The sequence below is a fragment of the Burkholderia sp. HI2500 genome (assembly GCF_002223055.1).
Taxonomy (GTDB): domain Bacteria; phylum Pseudomonadota; class Gammaproteobacteria; order Burkholderiales; family Burkholderiaceae; genus Burkholderia.
The window spans coordinates 326,492-344,537 of the sequence record NZ_NKFL01000005.1 but is presented as its reverse complement, the minus strand read 5'-3'; the positions used below and the strand labels follow the sequence as shown (position 1 = coordinate 344,537).

The window sequence follows — 18,046 nt, the reverse complement described above, 5'->3', positions numbered from 1 at the left end:
CCGCGCCCGCCCTCGTGGCAACTGTCACCGGCCAGCAGCATGCGCTGGCGACAGGCGACAAAAAGCCCGCCTAGGCGGGCTTTTTTGCGATCGCAGGAAACAGGAACGCCCGCGTGAGCGGGCGCACCGGATTTACGCTGCTGCCTGCAGACCCTTGACGGCTGCGGCCAGGCGGCTCTTGCTGCGAGCGGCCTTGTTCTTGTGAACGATCTTCTTGTCGGCGATCGTGTCGATCGTCTTGACGGCAGACTTGAACAGCTCTGCAGCCTTTGCTTGATCGCCGGCGTCGACAGCCTTGCGAACAGCCTTGATCGCGGTACGGAATTTCGAGCGCAGCGCCGAGTTGTGCGAATTTGCCTTCGCGGCCTGGCGGGCGCGCTTGCGTGCTTGTGCGGAGTTAGCCATGACGGTTCCTTATCCTGTCCTGTTTCCAGAGCTTGGAGCCTAGACGGCCAAGCGCTGCTTTTCGATCCGTCCCCTGAGAGCGATTGCCCAGGGGCGCATAAAAAACGGTGATTTTAACCGAGGCAGGGACATGAAAACGGCAGTTGCCGTGCATGTACGAGCCTAGAAACCGGCGATTATAGCAACGAAATCAAGCGCGTGGCAAGTTCAACGTGACACCCGCCGAGGACGGCGCCGAACGCGTGCGCGCTTTTCGGCATCGGCCGCTGGCCGGGCCACGCAACGTCCGTATAATAAGCGCCCCATGAATCTATTCCGAGCCCTGCTGACGGTCAGCGGCTTCACGCTGCTGTCGCGCGTGACCGGACTGGCCCGCGAGACGCTGATCGCCCGTGCGTTCGGCGCCAGTCAATACACCGACGCGTTCTACGTCGCCTTCCGTATCCCGAACCTGCTGCGCCGCCTGTCTGCCGAAGGCGCGTTCTCGCAGGCGTTCGTGCCGATCCTCGCCGAGTTCAAGAACCAGCAGGGGCATGACGCGACGAAAGCGCTCGTCGACGCGATGTCGACCGTGCTCGCGTGGGCGCTTGCCGTGCTGTCGGTGGTCGGGATCGCCGGCGCATCGTGGGTCGTGTTCGCCGTCGCGTCCGGCCTGCACACCGACGGGCAGGCGTTCCCGCTCGCGGTCACGATGACGCAGATCATGTTCCCGTACATCGTGTTCATCTCGTTGACGACGCTCGCCTCCGGCGTGCTGAACACGTACAAGAGCTTCTCGCTGCCCGCGTTCGCGCCGGTGCTGCTCAACGTCGCGTTCATCGCCGCGGCGGTGTTCGTCGCGCCGCACCTGAAGGTGCCGGTGTTCGCGCTCGCATGGGCCGTCATCGTCGGCGGCGTGCTGCAGTTCCTCGTGCAGTTGCCGGGCCTGAAGAAGATCGACATGGTGCCGCTGATCGGCCTCAACCCGCTGCGCGCGCTGCGCCACCCGGGCGTGAAGCGCGTGCTCGCGAAGATGGTGCCCGCGACGTTCGCGGTGTCGGTCGCGCAACTGTCGCTGATCATCAACACCAACATCGCGTCGCGGCTCGGGCAGGGCGCCGTGTCGTGGATCAACTACGCCGACCGCCTGATGGAATTCCCGACGGCGCTGCTCGGCGTCGCGCTCGGCACGATCCTGCTGCCGAGCCTGTCGAAGGCGCACGTCGATGCCGATTCGCACGAGTATTCGGCGCTGCTCGACTGGGGCCTGCGCGTCACGTTCCTGCTCGCGGCGCCGAGCGCGCTCGCGCTGTTCTTCTTCGCGACACCGCTCACCGCGACCCTGTTCAACTACGGCAAGTTCGACGCGCACACCGTCACGATGGTCGCGCGCGCGCTGGCGACTTACGGGATCGGCCTCGTCGGCATCATCCTGATCAAGATCCTCGCGCCGGGCTTCTATGCGAAGCAGGACATCAAGACGCCCGTGAAGATCGCGATCGGCGTGCTGATCGTCACGCAGATCTCGAACTACGTGTTCGTGCCGCTGATCGGCCACGCGGGCCTGACGCTGAGCATCGGCGTCGGTGCGTGCCTGAACTCGCTGCTGCTGTTCATCGGGCTGCGCAAGCGCGGCATCTACCAGCCGTCGCCGGGCTGGCTGCGCTTCTTCGTGCAGCTGATCGGCGCGGCGCTCGTGCTCGCCGGCCTGATGCACTGGCTGTCGATCAGCTTCGACTGGACCGGGATGCGTACGCAGCCGCTCGATCGCATCGCGCTGATGGCCGCGTGCCTCGTGCTGTTCGCTGCACTATATTTCGGTATGTTGTGGGTGATGGGCTTCAAATACGCTTATTTCAGAAGGCGCGCCAAGTGACGACCGCAATGACCCGCGTCCTCGACTACTTCAGCACGCTCGTGGCAGACGACGACAGTCTGCCCGTCACGGAAGCGGCGCTGTCGCTGGCGCAGGACGCGTATCCCGACCTCGACCTGCAGGGCACGCTGGCCGAACTCGACATGCTGGCGGCGCGGTTGCGCCGGCGGCTCACGGACGATGCGGACCTGAAGGGCCGCGTCGCCGCGCTGAACGATTTCTTCTTCCGCGAGCTCGGCTTCGCGTGCAATCACAACGACTACTACGACCCCGATAACAGCCACCTGAACGCCGTGCTGAAGCGGCGGCGCGGGATCCCGATCTCGCTGTCGGTGCTGTACCTGGAGCTCGCCGAGCAGATCGGCGTGCCGGCGCGCGGCGTGTCGTTCCCCGGCCACTTCCTGCTGCGCGTCACGCTGCCGGACGGCGACCTGATCATCGATCCGGCCAACGGCCATTCGCTGTCCGAAGCCGAGATGGTCGAGATGCTCGAGCCGTACGTCGCGCGGGCGGCCGGCGCGGTCGACAGCGCGTTGCGCGCGCTGCTGCAGCCGGCGACGAGCCGCGAGATCATCGCGCGGATGCTGCGCAACCTGAAGACGATCTATCTTCAGACGGAACGCTGGCAGCGGCTGCTCGCGGTGCAGCAGCGGCTCGTGATCCTGCTGCCCGAGCACCTCGACGAAGTCCGCGACCGCGGGTTCGCGTATGCGCGGCTCGATTACCTGCGGCCCGCGCTCGAGGATCTCGAACTGTATCTCGGCGAGCGGCCGGACGCGGACGACGCCACCGTCGTCGAGTCGCAGGTGACCGAATTGCGGCAGCGGATGCAGCGCGACGGCGAGGACTGAGCCGCTGCCACGCTGCTGGCACCCTGAATGAAAGGACGCCCGCATCGCGGGCGTTTTTTGTGCCTATTTCGGCTGCATCCGGATCGCACCGTCGAGGCGGATCACTTCGCCGTTGAGCATCGGATTCTCGACGATCTGGCGCACCAGCAGCGCGTATTCGGCCGGTTTGCCGAGCCGCGGCGGGAACGGCACCATCGCGCCGAGCGCGTCCTGCACGTCCTGCGGCATGCCGAGCAGCATCGGCGTCTCGAACAGGCCGGGCGCGATCGTCATCACGCGGATGCCGCTGCGCGACAGGTCGCGCGCGATCGGCAGCGTCATGCCCGCGACGCCGGCTTTCGACGCCGCGTACGCGGCCTGGCCGATCTGCCCGTCGAACGCGGCGACCGACGCGGTGCTGACGATCACGCCGCGCTCGCCGTCCGCGGTCGGCGCGGTGGCCGCCATCGCGGCGGCCGCGAGCCGGATCATGTTGAACGTGCCGATGAGGTTCACGTTGATCGTCTTCGCGAACACGTCGAGCGGATGCGCGCCGTCCTTGCCGACGGTCTTCGCGGCGGGCGCGATGCCCGCGCAGTTCACGAGGCCGCGCAGCGTGCCGGCTTGCGTCGCCGCGCTGACGGCGGCCTGGGCGTCGGCTTCGCTCGACACGTCGCAGTGCACGAAGCGGCCGCCCAGTTCGGTCGCGAGCGCGGTGCCCGCCGCGTCGTTTAGGTCGGCGAGCACGACCGTGCCGCCTGCCTGCGCGAGCATCCGCGCGGTGCCGGCGCCGAGGCCCGATGCGCCGCCCGTGATCAGAAACACGTTGCCGCGAATTTCCATGACTGTCTCCGTTGTTGAGCGCCCGTGGCGCTTCAGCGCTCAGGGCGCGGCCGTCCAATGTGGTCACCGCTATCGGCGCTTCGGCGCGGGTTGCGGTTCCGCGCCAAGCGGTTGCCTGGTTCAATGCCGCGCGATGGGTTGAAATGCCGGCGCCCGGGTCACGCGAGCGCCCGCACCCGACCGATTGTACGGGGCACGCTCGCGCGACTGCGGGACCAGAACGGTCGTGCCAATTCCGGCCGGGCAAAAAAAAGCCGCCCGGAAAGGGCGGCTTGCGGGTGCGCGATGCGCTGCTTACTTCAGTGCGCCAAACGCGCGCTCGCGGATTTCCTCGACGCTGCCGAGGCCCGAGATCTTGCGGTACTGCGGTGCCTTCAGGCCGTTTTCCTCGCCGCGCTGCGCCCAGTCGCCGTAGTACGTGATCAGCGGCTTGGTCTGCGCTTCGTACACTTCGAGACGCTTCTTGACGGTTTCTTCCTTGTCGTCGTCACGCTGGATCAGCGGCTCGCCCGTCACGTCGTCATGGCCTTCCACCTTCGGCGGGTTGAACTTGACGTGGTACGTGCGGCCCGATGCCGGGTGCGTGCGGCGGCCGCTCATGCGCTCGATGATTTCCGAGAACGGCACGTCGATCTCGAGCACGTAGTCGATCGCGACGCCGGCTTCCTTCATCGCGTCAGCCTGCGCGATCGTGCGCGGGAAACCGTCGAACAGATAGCCGTTCGCGCAGTCGGATTCCTTCAGGCGCTCCTTGACGAGGCCGATGATCAGCGCGTCCGGCACGAGCTTGCCCGCGTCCATGTAGCCCTTCGCCTCGACGCCGAGCGGCGTGCCGGCCTTCACGGCCGCGCGCAGCATGTCGCCCGTCGAGATTTGCGGGATGCCGAATTTTTCCTTGATGAAGTTTGCCTGGGTGCCCTTTCCCGCGCCGGGCGCGCCCAACAGGATCAAACGCATGGTGATATCTCCAGTATGTAGATTCGTGTGGCGAGACGAAAAAAGCGCCGGCGACGGTGTGCGCGGGGCTTGCCTGGCGCGTGGCGGACCGGTCTGATGCGGCGCGTCGGGTTGGGCGACGCGCGGCTGCCGGCAGGGCCGCGGGCGGGGTCAAGCGAGGACGCGCTGGTCGCGGACGGCTCGCACAATCGCCTGATTATGCCACGGGTTATTTTGATGACGGCTGAAAAAGGGCCTGCACGCGTGCGAGATCGGCCGGTGTGTCGATGCCGGCTTCCGGTGCGGACGCGGTGATCAGCACTGCGATGCGCTCGCCGTGCCAGAGCGCGCGCAGCTGCTCGAGCTGCTCGGCCTGTTCGATCGGCGCCTGCGCGAGCGTCGGATAGGTGCGCAGGAAACGCGCGCGATACGCATAGAGGCCGATGTGCCGGTAGACCGGGAAGGCCGGTGCTGGCATGGCCGCGACGTCGGGCCAGTGCGGCTGGTACGCGTCCCGGCTCCACGGAATCGGCGCGCGCGAGAAGTACAGCGCGACGCTCTGCGCGTCGAGCGCGACCTTCACCACGTTCGGGTTGAACACGTCGGCCGCGTCGTGGATCGGGTGGGCTGCCGTCGCAATCGCGCAGGCCGGATGCGCGGCGAGGTGCGACGCTACGTCGCGCACGAGCACCGGGTCGATCAGCGGCTCGTCACCCTGCACGTTGACGACGACGGTGTCGTCGCTCCACCCGAACGTCGCCGCGACTTCCGCGAGCCGGTCGGTGCCGGACGGATGGTCGGCGCGCGTCAGCACCGCTTCGAAACCGTGATCGCGGGCCGCATCGAGCACGCTCTGCGCGTCGGACGCGACCAGCACCTGCTGCGCGCCCGCTTCGCGCGCGCGTTCGGCGACGCGCACGACCATCGGCTTGCCGCCGAGATCGGCGAGCGGCTTGTTCGGGAGCCGCGTCGACGCGAGCCGGGCGGGAATGACGGCGATGAAGGGTTGAGTCATCGGGGAGGACGGTGAGAAGAACGGAGCGGGCAGCGCGTCGGGTGCGGGCCGCCCGGCGGGTTCGGCGCCCTCGCCGCGGACGGGCCGCTACGAGGGGCGGGTCGGGCGGCTTAGCGGCCGGCCGGGTCGACCGGCGTGCCTTCGACGGTCTGGCGCGCCTCGTCGACCAGCATCACGGGGATGCCGTCGCGGATCGGGTAGGCGAGCTTGTCCGCGTTGCAGATCAGCTCCTGCGCGGCACGGTCATAGTGGAGCGGGCCTTTGCAGATAGGGCACACAAGGATTTCAAGCAGGCGAGCGTCCACGGAGTTTCTCCACAACGAGGGCAATGAGGCGAGGGTCGAGCGCGGCTTCGACGGGGACAACCCACAGTCGGGCGTCGCGCCAGGAAGCGCCCAATTTTACTGCATCCTTCTCGGTGATCAGGATCGCATCGACGGCGTCGTCGACGAACGGATTGTCGGTGAACGCGTAGTGGTCGGGCAGCGCGCGCGTCGCGGGCGCGAGACCGGCCGCGCGCAGCGTCGCGAAGAAGCGTTCCGGCGCGCCGATGCCGGCCGCGGCGAGCACGCGCTCGTTCGCGAATTGCGACAGCGGGCGGCGCAGCGCGGGCTGGTCGAGGTGCCACGCGGCGCCCGGCGTGAGCGCGAGCGAATAGGTGTCGGGCCACGGCGGCAGCGCGCCGCTGTACGGATCGTTGACGAGCGTGGCGTCGCGGTGCCGCGACAGCGGCTCGCGCAACGGCCCGGCCGGCAGCAGGAAGCCGTTGCCGCCGAGCCGGTGGTCGAACACGACGAGCTCGACCGTGCGCGCGAGGCGGTAGTGCTGCAGGCCATCGTCGCTGACGATCACGTCGACGTCCGGATGCGCGGCGCGCAGCGCCTGCGCGGCCGCGACGCGATCCGGGCAGACCCAGACGGGCGCACCGGTGCGGCGTGCGATCAGGAGCGGTTCGTCGCCGCCCGCGCCGGCGCGCGACGCGGGTGTGACGGCGGTCGGCGCCTTCACGTTCGCACCGTAGCCGCGCGATACGATGCCGGGCGTGAAGCCGGCCGCGCGCAACGCGTCGACGAGTGCGATCACGGTCGGCGTCTTGCCGGTGCCGCCGACGGTCACGTTGCCGACCACGACGACGGGCACGCCGACGTCGACCGGCTTCTTCCAGCCTTGCGCGTAGGCGGTGCGCCGCAGCGCCGCGCACAGGCCGAACACGCACGCGAACGGCGTGAGCGCCCACGCGAGCGCGCCGCGGCGCTGCCATTCGCGCGTCAGGCGGGCTTCGAGCCGGGCGAGCGGGCCGTCGGGCGCGCTCATCGGGCCGGGCGCGGCAGGTCGTGCGCCGCGGCGTGGGACGGATTCGTCAAGGCGGATTCTCCGTTGGGCGGCGCATGCCGCGGGGTCTGCGGAAGGCGGCACTCTAGCGCGCCGCGGGCGGGCGCGGCAAGCGCGACCGGCGGCCGCAGCTCGCGGGGCCGGATCGCGGCGGCTTGTGGATAACTCTGTGAAGAACTCCCTCCTCGATGGCGTCAAACGCCCGCCGGGTGGGCTTCGAATCGGATGAGAATCATTCAGAAAGATTTAAAAATATATAAAAATCAATGTGTTAGAGAGAATTGTCTGGATTTTTCCGCGGTTTTCACGTGTTTTAGGCCGATGATTGCCAAAGTGTGGACACCTTCCGAACGTCACGGTACATGCGCCCGGCGCTGGACGTCGCGTGCGTGTCGGACTATCGTGTCGCCGCCAGCATTCATTCGACCGTCCATGCCTTCCGACTCCCCATTTGCCGCACCGGGCGCGACCCGCGGCGGCGACGAAGTGATTCCCGTTTCGGCGCTCAATCGCGCGATTTCGACGATGCTCGAGCGCTCGTTTCCGCTGCTGTGGATTTCGGGCGAAGTGTCGAATTTCACGCGCGCCGCGAGCGGCCACTGGTATTTCTCGATCAAGGACCAGCAGGCGCAGATGCGCTGCGTGATGTTCCGCGGCCGCGCGCAGTACGCGGAGTTCACGCCGCGCGAAGGTGACCGGATCGAGGTGCGCGCGGTCGTCACGATGTACGAGCCGCGCGGCGAAGTGCAGCTCAACGTCGAGGCCGTGCGGCGCACCGGGCAGGGGCGCCTGTACGAGGCGTTCCTGCGGCTGAAGGCGCAGCTCGAGAGCGAGGGACTGTTCGCGCCCGAACGCAAGCGGCCGCTGCCGGCCCATCCGCGCGCGATCGGCATCGTCACGTCGCTGCAGGCGGCGGCGCTGCGCGACGTGCTGACCACGCTCGCCCGCCGTGCGCCGCACATTCCGGTGATCGTCTATCCGGCGCCCGTGCAGGGTGCGGGTTCCGCCGAAAAGCTCGTCGCGGCCGTCGAGACCGCGAATGCGCGCCGCGAGGTCGACGTGCTGCTGGTCTGTCGCGGCGGCGGCTCGATCGAGGATCTGTGGTCGTTCAACGACGAGGCGCTGGCGCGTGCGATCGCGGCGAGCGAACTGCCGGTCGTCAGCGGCGTCGGGCACGAAACCGATTTCACGATCGCGGACTTCGCGGCCGACGTACGTGCGCCGACGCCGACCGGCGCGGCCGAGCTGGCGAGCCCGCAGCGCGCGCTGCTGCTGCGCGAGGTCGGCGAGCGCCAGCGGGCGCTCGCGCGCGGCATGGAACGCCGGCTCGAACAGCGCGCGCAGCAGCTCGACTGGCTCGCGCGCCGGCTGGTGAGCCCGGCCGAGCGGCTGCAGCGGCAGCGCACGCACGTCGAGCAGCTCGCGGTGCGGCTGGCGTCGGCGGCGTCGCGGCCGGTGCGCGACGCGCGTGCACGGTTCGCGCTCGCGCAGCTGCGCTGGCAGCGCGCACGGCCTGATCCGTCGCAGGCGCGCCAGGCGCTCGCGGGACTGTCGCAGCGTCTTGCGCTGGCCTTGCAGCGCCGTCACGAACGCGACACGGCTCGCGTGTCAGCCTGTGCGGCACGGCTCGAGGTGCTGAGCCCGCAGCGCACGCTCGAGCGCGGCTATGCGGCGCTGATCGATGCGCAGACGGGCCGCGCGGTGCGCACGCCGAACGCGCTGAAGCCGCAGCGCCGCCTGACCGTGCATCTCGCGGAAGGCTCGGCCGACGTGTCGATCGCCGACGTGCAGCCGCGGCTGACCGATACGATCTGACGTAACGGGTGCAAGCGAAGCGAAGGTTGTCGCAACGGACGCATCGTGCACGGGAACGGATGCTGCTCATCGTCGGGTTCGTCCTGCCGGACGTTGCGCAAACATCGCTTTTCCGCATACCGCGGATAAATGGCCCGTGAGTTTGCGGGGTTATTCGTCCTCGCCTACAATCGGACGCTCGGCAGCATCCAACACAGCCTCCCTACATACTCAACGAAGGAATCGCCATGGCTCATACGCTCCCGCCGCTCCCGTACGCTGAAGACGCACTCGCGCCGACCATCTCGCTCGAGACGATCCAGTACCACTACGGCAAGCACCATCAGGCTTATGTGACGAACCTGAACAATCTGATCCCGGGCACGGAATTCGAAAACCTGTCGCTGGAAGAGATCGTGAAGAAGTCGTCGGGCGGCATCTTCAACAACGCCGCGCAAATCTGGAACCACACGTTCTTCTGGAACAGCCTGTCGCCGAACGGCGGCGGCGCACCGACGGGCGCGCTGGGCGACGCGATCAACGCGAAGTGGGGTTCGTACGACGCATTCAAGGAAGCGTTCACGAAGGCTGCAGTCGGCACGTTCGGCTCGGGCTGGGCATGGCTCGTGAAGAAGGCTGACGGTTCGCTCGACATCGTGTCGACGAGCAACGCAGCAACGCCGCTGACGACCGCCGACAAGGCACTGCTGACGATCGACGTGTGGGAACACGCGTACTACATCGACTACCGCAACGCACGTCCGAAGTTCGTCGAAGCGTTCTGGAACATCGTGAATTGGGACTTCGCAGCGAAGAACTTCGCGTAAGGTCCGGCGCCTGCGCGCCGCTGCGGCGCGCGGCACCCAGCAAAAAAGCCCTCGAAACGAGGGCTTTTTTGTTTTTGACGCGGTGAAACGTGTCGCGCGCACCTGGTCAGGCCGGGAGGCCGAGCCCCCAGCCGAGCGCGGCGCTCGCGATCACGACGGCCCACGGCGGCACGCGCCAGAACACCAGCGCGACGAACGCGACGAGCGCGGCGGCCAGATCGCGCGGCGCCACGATCGTGTCGGTCCAGACCGGGTGATAGAGCGCGGCGAGCAGCAGCCCGACGACGGCCGCGTTCACGCCGGCGAGCGCGGCCTGCATCCACGTGCTGCGGCGCAGGCGTTCCCAGAACGGCGCGGTGCCGGCCACCAGCAGGAACGACGGCGCGAAGATCGACACCAGCGCGATCGTGCCGCCGAGCCAGCCGTTCGGCGCAGTGCGCAGCGACGCGCCGAGGAACGCCGAGAACGTGAACAGCGGCCCCGGCACGGCCTGCGCGACGCCATATCCGGCCAGGAACGCCGCATCGCCGACCCAGCCGGGCGCGACCACGGCCGCCTGCAGCAGCGGCAGCACCACGTGACCGCCGCCGAACACGAGCGCGCCCGTGCGGAAGAACGCATCGACGACGGCAAGCGTATCGGAGCGCAGCGCGTGGGCAGCGAACGGCAGGACGACGAGGAGCGCCGCGAACAGCGCGAGCCACAGCACGCCCGCGCGAGGCGACACGTGCAGCGGCAACGGATCGTGCGCGCCACGTGGCGGCTGCGGCAGCAACACGAGGCCGGCCAACCCGGCCGCGACGATCACCGCGACCTGGGTCCACGCGGCCGGTGCGAGCAGCGCAACGCAGGCGGCCGCGGCCATCAGCGTGACGCGGCGCGCATCCGGGCACAGCGTGCGCGCCATGCCCCATACGGCTTGCGCGATCACGGCGACCGACACGATGCGCAGCCCGTGCAGTGCGCCGGCTTCGATCGGCTCGCCCGTTGCATGCACGCCGAGCGCGAACAGCATCATCAGCAGCGCCGACGGCAGCGTGAAGCCGAGCCACGCGGCGAGCATGCCCGCGTAGCCGGCGCGCGCGAGGCCGATCGCCATCCCGACCTGGCTGCTTGCGGGCCCGGGCAGGAACTGGCATAGCCCGACGAGATCCGCGTATGTGCGCTCGGTGAGCCAGCCGCGCCGCGTGACGAATTCGGTGCGGAAGTAGCCGAGATGCGCGACCGGGCCGCCGAACGACGTGAGGCCGAGCCGCAGGAACGCGATGAACACAGGCCACGGATGGCGGGACGGAGCGGAGGCGGTCGACGTGCTCAAGGCGAGGCGGGCGGATGAACGGACGAGCCGCCACGATAGCGCAACGCGGTGACGGCGGGGAGGCCGCGTGGCGGTGGTGCGGAACCTCAGCGCATGCCGTCGGGCAACCCGCTCGCGCGCCGCAGCGCATCGACGTCGACGAGCTCGATCTCGCCGACGTGCAACCGCACGACGCCGTCGGCCTGCAGCGCCTTCAGCAACTGGTTGGTGGTCTGCCGCGTCAGCGACAGCATCGCCGCGAGCTTTTCCTGCGACAGCCGGATGCGGGTGCGGCCGGCGCTGATCCCGCCGTAGCCGTCGGCGATCATCAGCAGCCGGGCGGCGAGCCGCTGCGCGGCCGGCATCACGCTCATCGATTCGACGGTCAGGAAGCTCAGGCGCAGTTTCTGCGCCATCAGCAGCGCGAATTGCCGCCAGTATTGCGGCGTCGCATCGAGGATCGCGAGCAGCGCGGCCTGCGGGACGTGCAGCAGCAGCGCGTCGTCGAGCGCGATCGCGTCGTGCGTGCGCGGCTGGCCGTCGAACAGCGCGATTTCGCCGAACCAGGTGACGGGCTCGGCCACCGTCAGCAGCGCTTCCTTGCCCTGCGGGTCGACCGCACCTATCGTGAGTGAACCGGCCAGTACCGCGTACAGCCCGCACGGCGGGTCGCCGCGCCGGAACAGCGCCTGGCCGGCAGGCAGCCGGCGCAGCGCCGCGCGGGCGAGCAGATCCGCGCGCAACGCGGGCGGCAGCGCGGCGAACCACGGGTTCGCTTCGATCTGCGGCAGGTACGGGGCGAGCGAAGAGGGTATGGGCACGCGATGTCGGGTAGCTGACAGAGGTTCTCGGGCGTGACGCGCATCATAGCGCTCAACCATGGACCAGGAGACGCGATGAAGACACTCGAAGACCATCTTGCCCAGTATGCGGCGTACCACCGCGACGCGCGCAACATCGCGACGCATCTGGTCGGCATTCCGATGATCGTGTTCGCGGTCGAGGTGCTGCTGTCGCGGCCGGTGCTCGGGGTGCTGGCCGGCATTGCGCTGTCGCCGGCGCTGCTGCTGGCCGTCGCGTTCGCGCTGTTCTACCTGCGTCTCGACCTGCGGTTCGGGATCGTGATGACCGCGCTGTTCGCGCTCGGCCTGTGGGCCGCGCAGGCGCTCGCGTTGCTGCCGACCGCGCAATGGCTCGCGATCGGCATCGGCGCGTTCGTCGTCGGCTGGATCGTGCAGTTCGTCGGGCACTGGTTCGAGGGGCGCAAACCCGCGTTCGTCGACGATCTGGTCGGCCTGATGGTCGGGCCGCTGTTCGTCGTCGCCGAGGTCGCGTTCTTCGCGGGGCTGCGCGGCGACGTGCGCCGCGAAGTCGAGCGTCGGGCCGGCCCCGTGCACGGCGGCGCGCATTCGCATGTCTGACGCCGCGGTCTGCATGTTCGGCGCGGGCGCGGTCGGCTGCTATCTCGGTGGACGGCTTGCGGCGGCCGGCGCGAATGTGACGCTCGTCGGCCGCGCGCGGATCGGTGACGCGATCCATCGGCACGGGTTGACGCTGACCGACCAGCGTGGCTACCGTGCGACGCTCGCGCCGGCCGACGTCGTGTTCGAGTCCGATCCTGCGGCTGCGGCCACCGCGCGGCTCGTGCTCGTGGCGGTGAAATCGGCCGCGACGCGTGAGGCCGCGGCGCAGCTTGCCGGCGTGCTGCGGCCCGGCACGGTCGTGGTCAGTTTCCAGAATGGCCTGCACAACGCCGACGTGCTGCGCGAAGCGCTACCGCAAGCCACCGTACTGGCCGGCCTGGTGCCGTTCAACGTGATCGAGCGCGCGCCCGGTGCGTTTCATCAGGGATCGGCCGGCGCGCTGGCGGCCGAAACCTCCCCCGCGCTGACGCCGTTCGCCGGCGCATTCGCGCGTGCCGGGCTGCCGCTCGCGCTGCATCGCGACATGCGGGCCGTGCAATGGGCGAAGCTGCTGCTCAACCTGAACAACGCGGTCAACGCGCTCGCGAACCTGCCGCTGCGCGACGAACTCGCGCAACGTGCGTACCGGCGCTGCGTCGCGCTTGCGCAGCGCGAAGCGCTGCACTGGCTGGCGCGGGCCGCGATCCGGCCCGCGCGGCTGACGCCGTTGCCGGCCGGGTGGCTCCCGGCCGTGCTCGACTTGCCCGATCCGGCGTTTCGCGCGCTGGGCGGCCGGATGCTCGCGATCGACCCGCTCGCGCGTTCGTCGATGTCCGACGATCTTGCTGCGGGGCGGGCGACGGAAGTCGAGTGGATCAACGGCGAGGTCGTGCGGCTGGCCGCGCACTTCGGCGGGCAGGCGCCCGTCAATGCGCGACTGTGCGCGCTCGTGCACGACGCGGAACGCGCGGCGGCACGCCCGGCCTGGCGCGGCGATGCGCTGTGGGCCGAGCTGACCGCGCAGGCGCCGCGCGCGGGCGAGGTGCGGGCTGCGTAGGGGCTGCACGGCTCGCCGCATGGGCGTGCGCGATGCCGCACGGAGTGTGCAACGGCTAAGATGCGGAGTGCGTCATGCGACGCCTATGCGGAGCCGTCACCATGGTGGATCGCCCGACTCTCGATGCCTACGACGCCCACGCCGCGCAATACGCGCAGGACTGGCTCGACCAGGCTGCGCCCGACGACATGTACGCGTTGCTGGAGCAGCATTTTTCGCCGGGGCCGACCGCGGACGTCGGCTGCGGGGCCGGGCGCGATACGGCCTGGCTTGCGTCGCGCGGCTTCGACGTGCGCGGCTACGACGCGAGCGCCGCGCTGCTCGACGAGGCGCGGCGCCGCCATCCGGATCTCACCTTCGAGCTGGCCGCGCTGCCGGCGCTGGCCGGCGTGCCGTCCGGCGCGTTTCGCAACGTGCTGTGCGAAACGGTCGTCATGCATCTCGAACAGGCGGAGGCGGCCGCTGCCGCCGCGCGACTGGCCGAGCTGCTGATGCCGGGCGGCACGTTGTACATGAGCTGGCGGGTGGCTGGAAATGGCGCGTTGCGTGACGAGCGCGGCCGCCTCTACACGCCGCTCGATTCGGCGCGGATGCGCTCGGCGCTGGGCGCCGGCACGCAAGTGATCGACGAGCACGAGGTCGTCAGCGCCTCGTCCGGCAAGCGCGTGCACCGGCTGATCGTACGCAAGGCTGCCGCCGCCGCATAAGTGGGGCGGCGCGGCGGCGCGTTCATTCGCGGTTGAGTGCCGCTTCCCAGTTGATGTCGACGCAGAGCACCTGCATGCCGGTCGCGACCGGCGCGGCGATCGACGCCGTCACGCACAGGTGCGCCTCGTTGATCGACAGGTAGGGTGCCGTCAGGTGCACACGGCCCGGCGCGCGCATCGCATCGATGAAGTACGGACGGCGTTCCCAGCTCGCCCCTTCCGAATGCAGCAGCGGCCGGAAGCGCTTCGCGCGCTGCGAGACGCTGCCGCGCGCGAGCACGTTGTCGCCGATCTGGCGCCCCGATGCGTCGAGCAGGAAGCAGCGTGCGGTCTCGGGCAGCCCGAGTACGGCTGCGGCCGCGTCGGTCAGCGATTCTCCCGCGACGAGCTTCTGGCTCGCTTCCTCGAGCGCCGCGACGTACGGCGCGAGCCGTTCCGCCTGCGTGCGCTCGCGTTTCGCGACGCGCAGCCGCAACGCGGCCGACAGCGTATCCATGCAGCCCGCGGCGGCCTGCGGCTGCACCGGTTCGACGCTCGGCCCCGCGAAGTACTGGCCCTGCACGAAATCGACGTCGCACTCCAGTGCGATCAGCGCGTCGCGCTCGGTCGCGAGCCCGCCCATCAGCACAAGCTGCCCGGATTCGTGCAGCAGCGACACGAGCCCCGGCAGCACGCGTTCGAGATGTGAGTGCTCGCTCGCCTGCGCGAGGATGCCGCGGTCGAGCGTGACGATGTCGGGATGCAGGTGCCACACGCGGTCGATGTTCGAATGCTTCGCGCCGAACCCGACGAGCGCGATCAGGAAGCCGGCCTTGCGCAGCCCGTCGACGATCGCCGCATAGCGCGGCGTCTCACCGCCCGCCTGTTCGGGCACCTCGAGCACGACGCGATGCGGCGGCAGCCCGAGCGCCTTCAGGTTCGCGAGCAGCGCGTCGCTGTAGACGGTGTCCATCAGCGCGGCCGGATGCAGGCTCAGGAAGAGCCATTCGTCATGGCTGTCGAATGCGTGGAAGTTGCCGAGATGCAGCGATTCGGCGAGCCGGCCGAGCTCGAGCAGGTCGCCGCGCCGCGCCGCCTGCGTGAACACCTCGTGCGACGCCACCTGGCGGCTTTCCTCGTCGTGCGCACGCAGCGACGCGTGATAGCCGATCGCGCGGCGGTGCGACACCGAGAAAACGGGCTGGAACACGCTGAACACGGTGTAGCCGCCGTACAGCACGGTGCGCCGGTTCCCGTCGTCGCCGGCGATGGGGCGGGGCGGCTGAAAGCCGGGGGGATCGATTTCGATCATGCTCATGATGTCGGCCGAAGGAAGACTGCCAGTTTACCTAGAGAATAGGCGAGCAAGAAGCGTGCACGGCATCGTACCCCGTGCGGCGGCGCGTCGCGGCCGAGCCCCGCGGGGCATTGCCGGTGTTTCGGATGTGCATCGCGGGGCCGCGCTGCACCGTGATGGTGCGCGCCGACCCGGTTCGGCGCGCGCCACGCATCACGCGCGCTCGGACGGGTCGGTCTTGCGCGCGGTGCTGCGGATCTCGGGCGCGAGCTGCGCGAAGATCCACGCGGAAGCCGCCGTGATGATCCCGACGCAGACGAACGTCGCATGGAACGCCGGCAGCGTGTTGCTCGGCGTCACGGTGCGCAGCATGCCCGTGAACGTCGCGAGCAGCGCGCCCGCGACCGTGACGCCGAGGCTCATCGACAGCATCTGCACGAGCGAGAACAGGCTGTTGCCGCTGCTCGCGCCGCCCGTGCCGAGATCCTTCAGCGTCAGCGTGTTCATCGCGGTGAACTGCATCGAGTTGAAGCCGCCGAACAGCGCGAGATGCACGACCTTCACCCAGACGGGCACCGTGTCGCGCATCAGCGCGAAGCTCGCCATCATCACGCCGACCATGATCGTGTTCGCGAGCAGCACCTTGCGATAGCCGTGCCGCGTGATCAGGCCCGTGATGATCCGCTTCGAGAACATCCCGGCGGCGGCCACCGGCAGCATCATCAGCCCGGCCTCGAACGCCGAGTAGCCGAGGCTCACCTGCAGCAGCAGCGGGATCAGGTACGGCATCGCGCCGCTGCCGATCCGCGCGAACAGGTTGCCGAGCAGCCCGACGCTGAACGTATGGATCCGGAACAGCTCGAGCGAGAAGATCGGTTGCGGCGCGCGCACCGCATACAGCCCGTACGCGACGAAGCACGCGAGGCTCAGGATCAGCAGCACGAGCACGGCCGCGTGCTGCATCCCGAGATCGGCGAGCCCGTCGAGCGACAGCGAGATCGCGACCATGCCGATCGTCAGCAGCAGATAGCCCTTCAGGTCGAAGCGGCCGACGGCCGGGTTGCACGAATCGGGCATCGAATAGAAGGTCGCGATGCAGCCCGCGACGCCGACCGGCACGTTGATCAGGAAGATCCAGTGCCACGACGCGATCTTCACGAGCCAGCCGCCGAGCGTCGGCCCGATCAGCGGACCGATCAGGCCGGGAATCGCGACGAACGACAGCGCGGCCAGGTAGCGCTCGGCCGGAAAGGTACGCAGCACCGCGAGCCGTCCGACCGGCAGCAGCATCGCGCCGCCGACCCCCTGCACGACGCGGAACGCGACAAGTTGCGTGAGCGAATGCGCATTCGCGCACAGCAGCGAGCCGAGCGAGAACACCAGGATCGCGCTGAAGAACACACGCCGCGTGCCGAAGGTATCGGCGAGCCAGCCCGAGACCGGGATCATTACCGCCATCGTCAGCGAGTACGCGATCACGACCGACTGCATCCGCAGCGGCGATTCGCCGAGGCTCGCGGCCATCGACGGCAGCGCCGTGTTCACGATGGTCGCATCGAGCGTCTGCATGAAGAAGCCCGTTGCGACGAGCCAGAGCATCACGGTGAGGTTCTTTTCGCCGGGAGCGGCGGCAGGCGGGCGCTGGAACATGGGGGCGGAAGGGGGGCGCGGGACAGCCGACATTGTAGGGAAAGCCGTCGCGTCGTGCCGGTTCGGCGCAAGGACGGCGCGCAGTCCCGGCCGGCGGGTGCCCCGTCTCCGTCGATCGACCAGTACAGTTCAGCCAAAAGTGTCTGCATCCGTATCTGTCCGCGTGCTGCCACTGTCCGAAATACTGATGCCATCGGATCCGTGCGACCAGGAGGCTGCCATGCGCGAACTGCGACTTTATGTGATCGATGGCGACGAGCCGGCCGGTCGCTGGCGGATCGTCGATCGCACCTCGCTGGAGGTGGCCGACGGCGAGATCTGGGTGACGATCGAGGGCTTGCCCGACGATCACTGGCTTGGTGCCGGGGATTCGTTGATGCTGACGCGCGGCATGCGCGTATGGGTCAGCGCGGGGTCGCTGGGTGCGACGTTTGCGTTCGGTCCGCTCGAGGTGCCGGCGAGGCGCGCCGCGCAGGCGTGGTGGAGGCCGCTCGTCGCGTGGCGCGACGGCCGGCGTCACGCGCCCGCGTCGTTGCCGACGTAGCGCGCCCGGGGCGGGATCAGCGCTCCGTCTGTGCATTGTTCGAACGCATGCGTGATCCAGCCGGCCGTGTGGTCATGCGGCGATCTGCGTGATCTGCGTGATCTGCGAGTCCGGCTCCGGTACGTCCCGGTCGAGCGAACGTTCGACGCTCGCGCGGGAGCGTTTCGCGTCGGCACGGCAGCGTGCGGGCAGCCGCGCTCGATTCGCGTGAGGCTAGCGGTACCCTGTTGCGCGATCCGGTAGTGAGCGCAGCAGGTCGCGGTTCACACGTGCAG

At 69.1% G+C, this 18,046-nt stretch carries 18 protein-coding genes; 8 read left to right on the top strand and 10 right to left on the bottom strand.

Annotated elements, in window-relative coordinates; translation table 11 throughout:
• Nucleotides 1–132: 132 nt before the first annotated feature.
• Nucleotides 133–405, bottom strand: a complete 273-nt coding sequence (gene rpsT / locus CFB45_RS14450; protein ID WP_039368270.1) for a 30S ribosomal protein S20 — start codon at nucleotides 403–405, stop codon at nucleotides 133–135.
• A gap of 304 nt (nucleotides 406–709) precedes the next feature.
• Between rpsT and murJ the strand changes: the two genes are divergently transcribed.
• On the top strand, nucleotides 710–2,260 hold the full coding sequence (gene murJ, locus CFB45_RS14445; protein WP_046544567.1) for a murein biosynthesis integral membrane protein MurJ: 1,551 nt from the start codon (nucleotides 710–712) through the stop codon (nucleotides 2,258–2,260).
• Nucleotides 2,261–2,268: 8 nt separating this feature from the next.
• Nucleotides 2,269–3,111, top strand: coding sequence for a SirB1 family protein (locus CFB45_RS14440; RefSeq protein WP_089426643.1), 843 nt, complete (start codon nucleotides 2,269–2,271; stop codon nucleotides 3,109–3,111).
• Nucleotides 3,112–3,174: 63 nt separating this feature from the next.
• Here CFB45_RS14440 and CFB45_RS14435 read toward each other — a convergent pair whose 3' ends face one another.
• The 5 genes from CFB45_RS14435 to lpxK form a co-directional block, all read right to left on the bottom strand.
• Nucleotides 3,175–3,933: an SDR family NAD(P)-dependent oxidoreductase gene (locus tag CFB45_RS14435; RefSeq protein ID WP_089426172.1), complete on the bottom strand. Its 759-nt coding sequence runs from the start codon at nucleotides 3,931–3,933 to the stop codon at nucleotides 3,175–3,177.
• Nucleotides 3,934–4,227: 294 nt separating this feature from the next.
• A complete protein-coding gene (gene adk, locus CFB45_RS14430) occupies nucleotides 4,228–4,890 on the bottom strand; it encodes an adenylate kinase (RefSeq protein WP_011352990.1) in 663 nt (220 codons plus the stop codon).
• 208 nt (nucleotides 4,891–5,098) lie between these two features.
• A complete protein-coding gene (gene kdsB, locus CFB45_RS14425; protein WP_089426171.1) occupies nucleotides 5,099–5,884 on the bottom strand; it encodes a 3-deoxy-manno-octulosonate cytidylyltransferase in 786 nt (261 codons plus the stop codon).
• Between the two features lie 110 nt (nucleotides 5,885–5,994).
• Complete coding sequence (locus CFB45_RS14420) at nucleotides 5,995–6,189, bottom strand: Trm112 family protein (protein ID WP_010090898.1); 195 nt, start codon at nucleotides 6,187–6,189, stop codon at nucleotides 5,995–5,997.
• Nucleotides 6,170–7,198 (bottom strand): tetraacyldisaccharide 4'-kinase, encoded by a 1,029-nt coding sequence (gene lpxK / locus CFB45_RS14415; protein ID WP_089426170.1) that lies wholly within the window; start codon nucleotides 7,196–7,198, stop codon nucleotides 6,170–6,172. Before lpxK ends, CFB45_RS14420 begins: the two co-directional genes overlap by 20 nt.
• Before the next feature lie 450 nt (nucleotides 7,199–7,648).
• Here lpxK and xseA point away from each other — a divergent pair, with 450 nt between their 5' ends.
• Nucleotides 7,649–9,031: an exodeoxyribonuclease VII large subunit gene (xseA, locus tag CFB45_RS14410; protein ID WP_046544571.1), complete on the top strand. Its 1,383-nt coding sequence runs from the start codon at nucleotides 7,649–7,651 to the stop codon at nucleotides 9,029–9,031.
• Between the two features lie 227 nt (nucleotides 9,032–9,258).
• The gene (sodB, locus tag CFB45_RS14405) at nucleotides 9,259–9,837 is read left to right on the top strand and encodes a superoxide dismutase [Fe] (RefSeq protein ID WP_011352986.1); all 579 of its coding nucleotides are present in this window, start codon (nucleotides 9,259–9,261) and stop codon (nucleotides 9,835–9,837) included.
• Between the two features lie 106 nt (nucleotides 9,838–9,943).
• On the opposite strand, the gene chrA is transcribed toward sodB, so the two are convergent.
• Both chrA and CFB45_RS14395 read right to left on the bottom strand, forming a co-directional pair.
• On the bottom strand, nucleotides 9,944–11,155 hold the full coding sequence (gene chrA, locus CFB45_RS14400; RefSeq protein ID WP_089426169.1) for a chromate efflux transporter: 1,212 nt from the start codon (nucleotides 11,153–11,155) through the stop codon (nucleotides 9,944–9,946).
• Nucleotides 11,156–11,241: 86 nt separating this feature from the next.
• Nucleotides 11,242–11,949 (bottom strand): Crp/Fnr family transcriptional regulator, encoded by a 708-nt coding sequence (locus CFB45_RS14395; protein ID WP_089426642.1) that lies wholly within the window; start codon nucleotides 11,947–11,949, stop codon nucleotides 11,242–11,244.
• A gap of 81 nt (nucleotides 11,950–12,030) precedes the next feature.
• On the opposite strand from CFB45_RS14395, the gene CFB45_RS14390 reads away from it, so the two are divergent.
• The 3 genes from CFB45_RS14390 (at nucleotide 12,031) to CFB45_RS14380 (ending at nucleotide 14,301) form a co-directional block, all read left to right on the top strand.
• Nucleotides 12,031–12,555, top strand: coding sequence for an Mpo1 family 2-hydroxy fatty acid dioxygenase (locus tag CFB45_RS14390; RefSeq protein ID WP_089426168.1), 525 nt, complete (start codon nucleotides 12,031–12,033; stop codon nucleotides 12,553–12,555).
• Complete coding sequence (locus CFB45_RS14385) at nucleotides 12,548–13,594, top strand: 2-dehydropantoate 2-reductase (RefSeq protein WP_089426167.1); 1,047 nt, start codon at nucleotides 12,548–12,550, stop codon at nucleotides 13,592–13,594. The genes CFB45_RS14390 and CFB45_RS14385 overlap by 8 nt, the downstream gene beginning before the upstream one ends.
• A gap of 101 nt (nucleotides 13,595–13,695) precedes the next feature.
• A complete protein-coding gene (locus CFB45_RS14380) occupies nucleotides 13,696–14,301 on the top strand; it encodes a methyltransferase domain-containing protein (RefSeq protein WP_089426166.1) in 606 nt (201 codons plus the stop codon).
• A 22-nt stretch (nucleotides 14,302–14,323) separates the two neighbouring features.
• Here the strand turns inward: CFB45_RS14380 and CFB45_RS14375 are convergent, their stop codons facing one another.
• The gene (locus CFB45_RS14375; RefSeq protein WP_089426165.1) at nucleotides 14,324–15,598 is read right to left on the bottom strand and encodes an EAL domain-containing protein; all 1,275 of its coding nucleotides are present in this window, start codon (nucleotides 15,596–15,598) and stop codon (nucleotides 14,324–14,326) included.
• Between the two features lie 192 nt (nucleotides 15,599–15,790).
• Nucleotides 15,791–17,227 (bottom strand): multidrug transporter subunit MdtD, encoded by a 1,437-nt coding sequence (mdtD, locus tag CFB45_RS14370; protein ID WP_089426164.1) that lies wholly within the window; start codon nucleotides 17,225–17,227, stop codon nucleotides 15,791–15,793.
• A 220-nt stretch (nucleotides 17,228–17,447) separates the two neighbouring features.
• Here mdtD and CFB45_RS14365 point away from each other — a divergent pair, with 220 nt between their 5' ends.
• Nucleotides 17,448–17,771, top strand: coding sequence for a DUF2917 domain-containing protein (locus CFB45_RS14365; protein WP_089426163.1), 324 nt, complete (start codon nucleotides 17,448–17,450; stop codon nucleotides 17,769–17,771).
• The last annotated feature ends 275 nt before the right edge of the window (nucleotides 17,772–18,046 follow it).

Excerpts from the sequence above, each read along its gene's own strand:
- rpsT (WP_039368270.1), bottom strand. The coding sequence starts at position 405 with ATGGCTAACTCCGCACAAGCACGCAAGCGCGCCCGCCAGGCCGCGAAG.
- murJ (WP_046544567.1), top strand. The coding sequence starts at position 710 with ATGAATCTATTCCGAGCCCTGCTGACGGTCAGCGGCTTCACGCTGCTG.
- CFB45_RS14440 (WP_089426643.1), top strand. The coding sequence starts at position 2,269 with ATGACCCGCGTCCTCGACTACTTCAGCACGCTCGTGGCAGACGACGAC.
- CFB45_RS14435 (WP_089426172.1), bottom strand. The coding sequence starts at position 3,933 with ATGGAAATTCGCGGCAACGTGTTTCTGATCACGGGCGGCGCATCGGGC.
- adk (WP_011352990.1), bottom strand. The coding sequence starts at position 4,890 with ATGCGTTTGATCCTGTTGGGCGCGCCCGGCGCGGGAAAGGGCACCCAG.
- kdsB (WP_089426171.1), bottom strand. The coding sequence starts at position 5,884 with ATGACTCAACCCTTCATCGCCGTCATTCCCGCCCGGCTCGCGTCGACG.
- lpxK (WP_089426170.1), bottom strand. The coding sequence starts at position 7,198 with ATGAGCGCGCCCGACGGCCCGCTCGCCCGGCTCGAAGCCCGCCTGACG.
- xseA (WP_046544571.1), top strand. The coding sequence starts at position 7,649 with ATGCCTTCCGACTCCCCATTTGCCGCACCGGGCGCGACCCGCGGCGGC.
- sodB (WP_011352986.1), top strand. The coding sequence starts at position 9,259 with ATGGCTCATACGCTCCCGCCGCTCCCGTACGCTGAAGACGCACTCGCG.
- CFB45_RS14390 (WP_089426168.1), top strand. The coding sequence starts at position 12,031 with ATGAAGACACTCGAAGACCATCTTGCCCAGTATGCGGCGTACCACCGC.
- CFB45_RS14385 (WP_089426167.1), top strand. The coding sequence starts at position 12,548 with ATGTCTGACGCCGCGGTCTGCATGTTCGGCGCGGGCGCGGTCGGCTGC.
- CFB45_RS14380 (WP_089426166.1), top strand. The coding sequence starts at position 13,696 with ATGGTGGATCGCCCGACTCTCGATGCCTACGACGCCCACGCCGCGCAA.
- CFB45_RS14375 (WP_089426165.1), bottom strand. The coding sequence starts at position 15,598 with ATGAGCATGATCGAAATCGATCCCCCCGGCTTTCAGCCGCCCCGCCCC.
- mdtD (WP_089426164.1), bottom strand. The coding sequence starts at position 17,227 with ATGTTCCAGCGCCCGCCTGCCGCCGCTCCCGGCGAAAAGAACCTCACC.
- CFB45_RS14365 (WP_089426163.1), top strand. The coding sequence starts at position 17,448 with ATGCGCGAACTGCGACTTTATGTGATCGATGGCGACGAGCCGGCCGGT.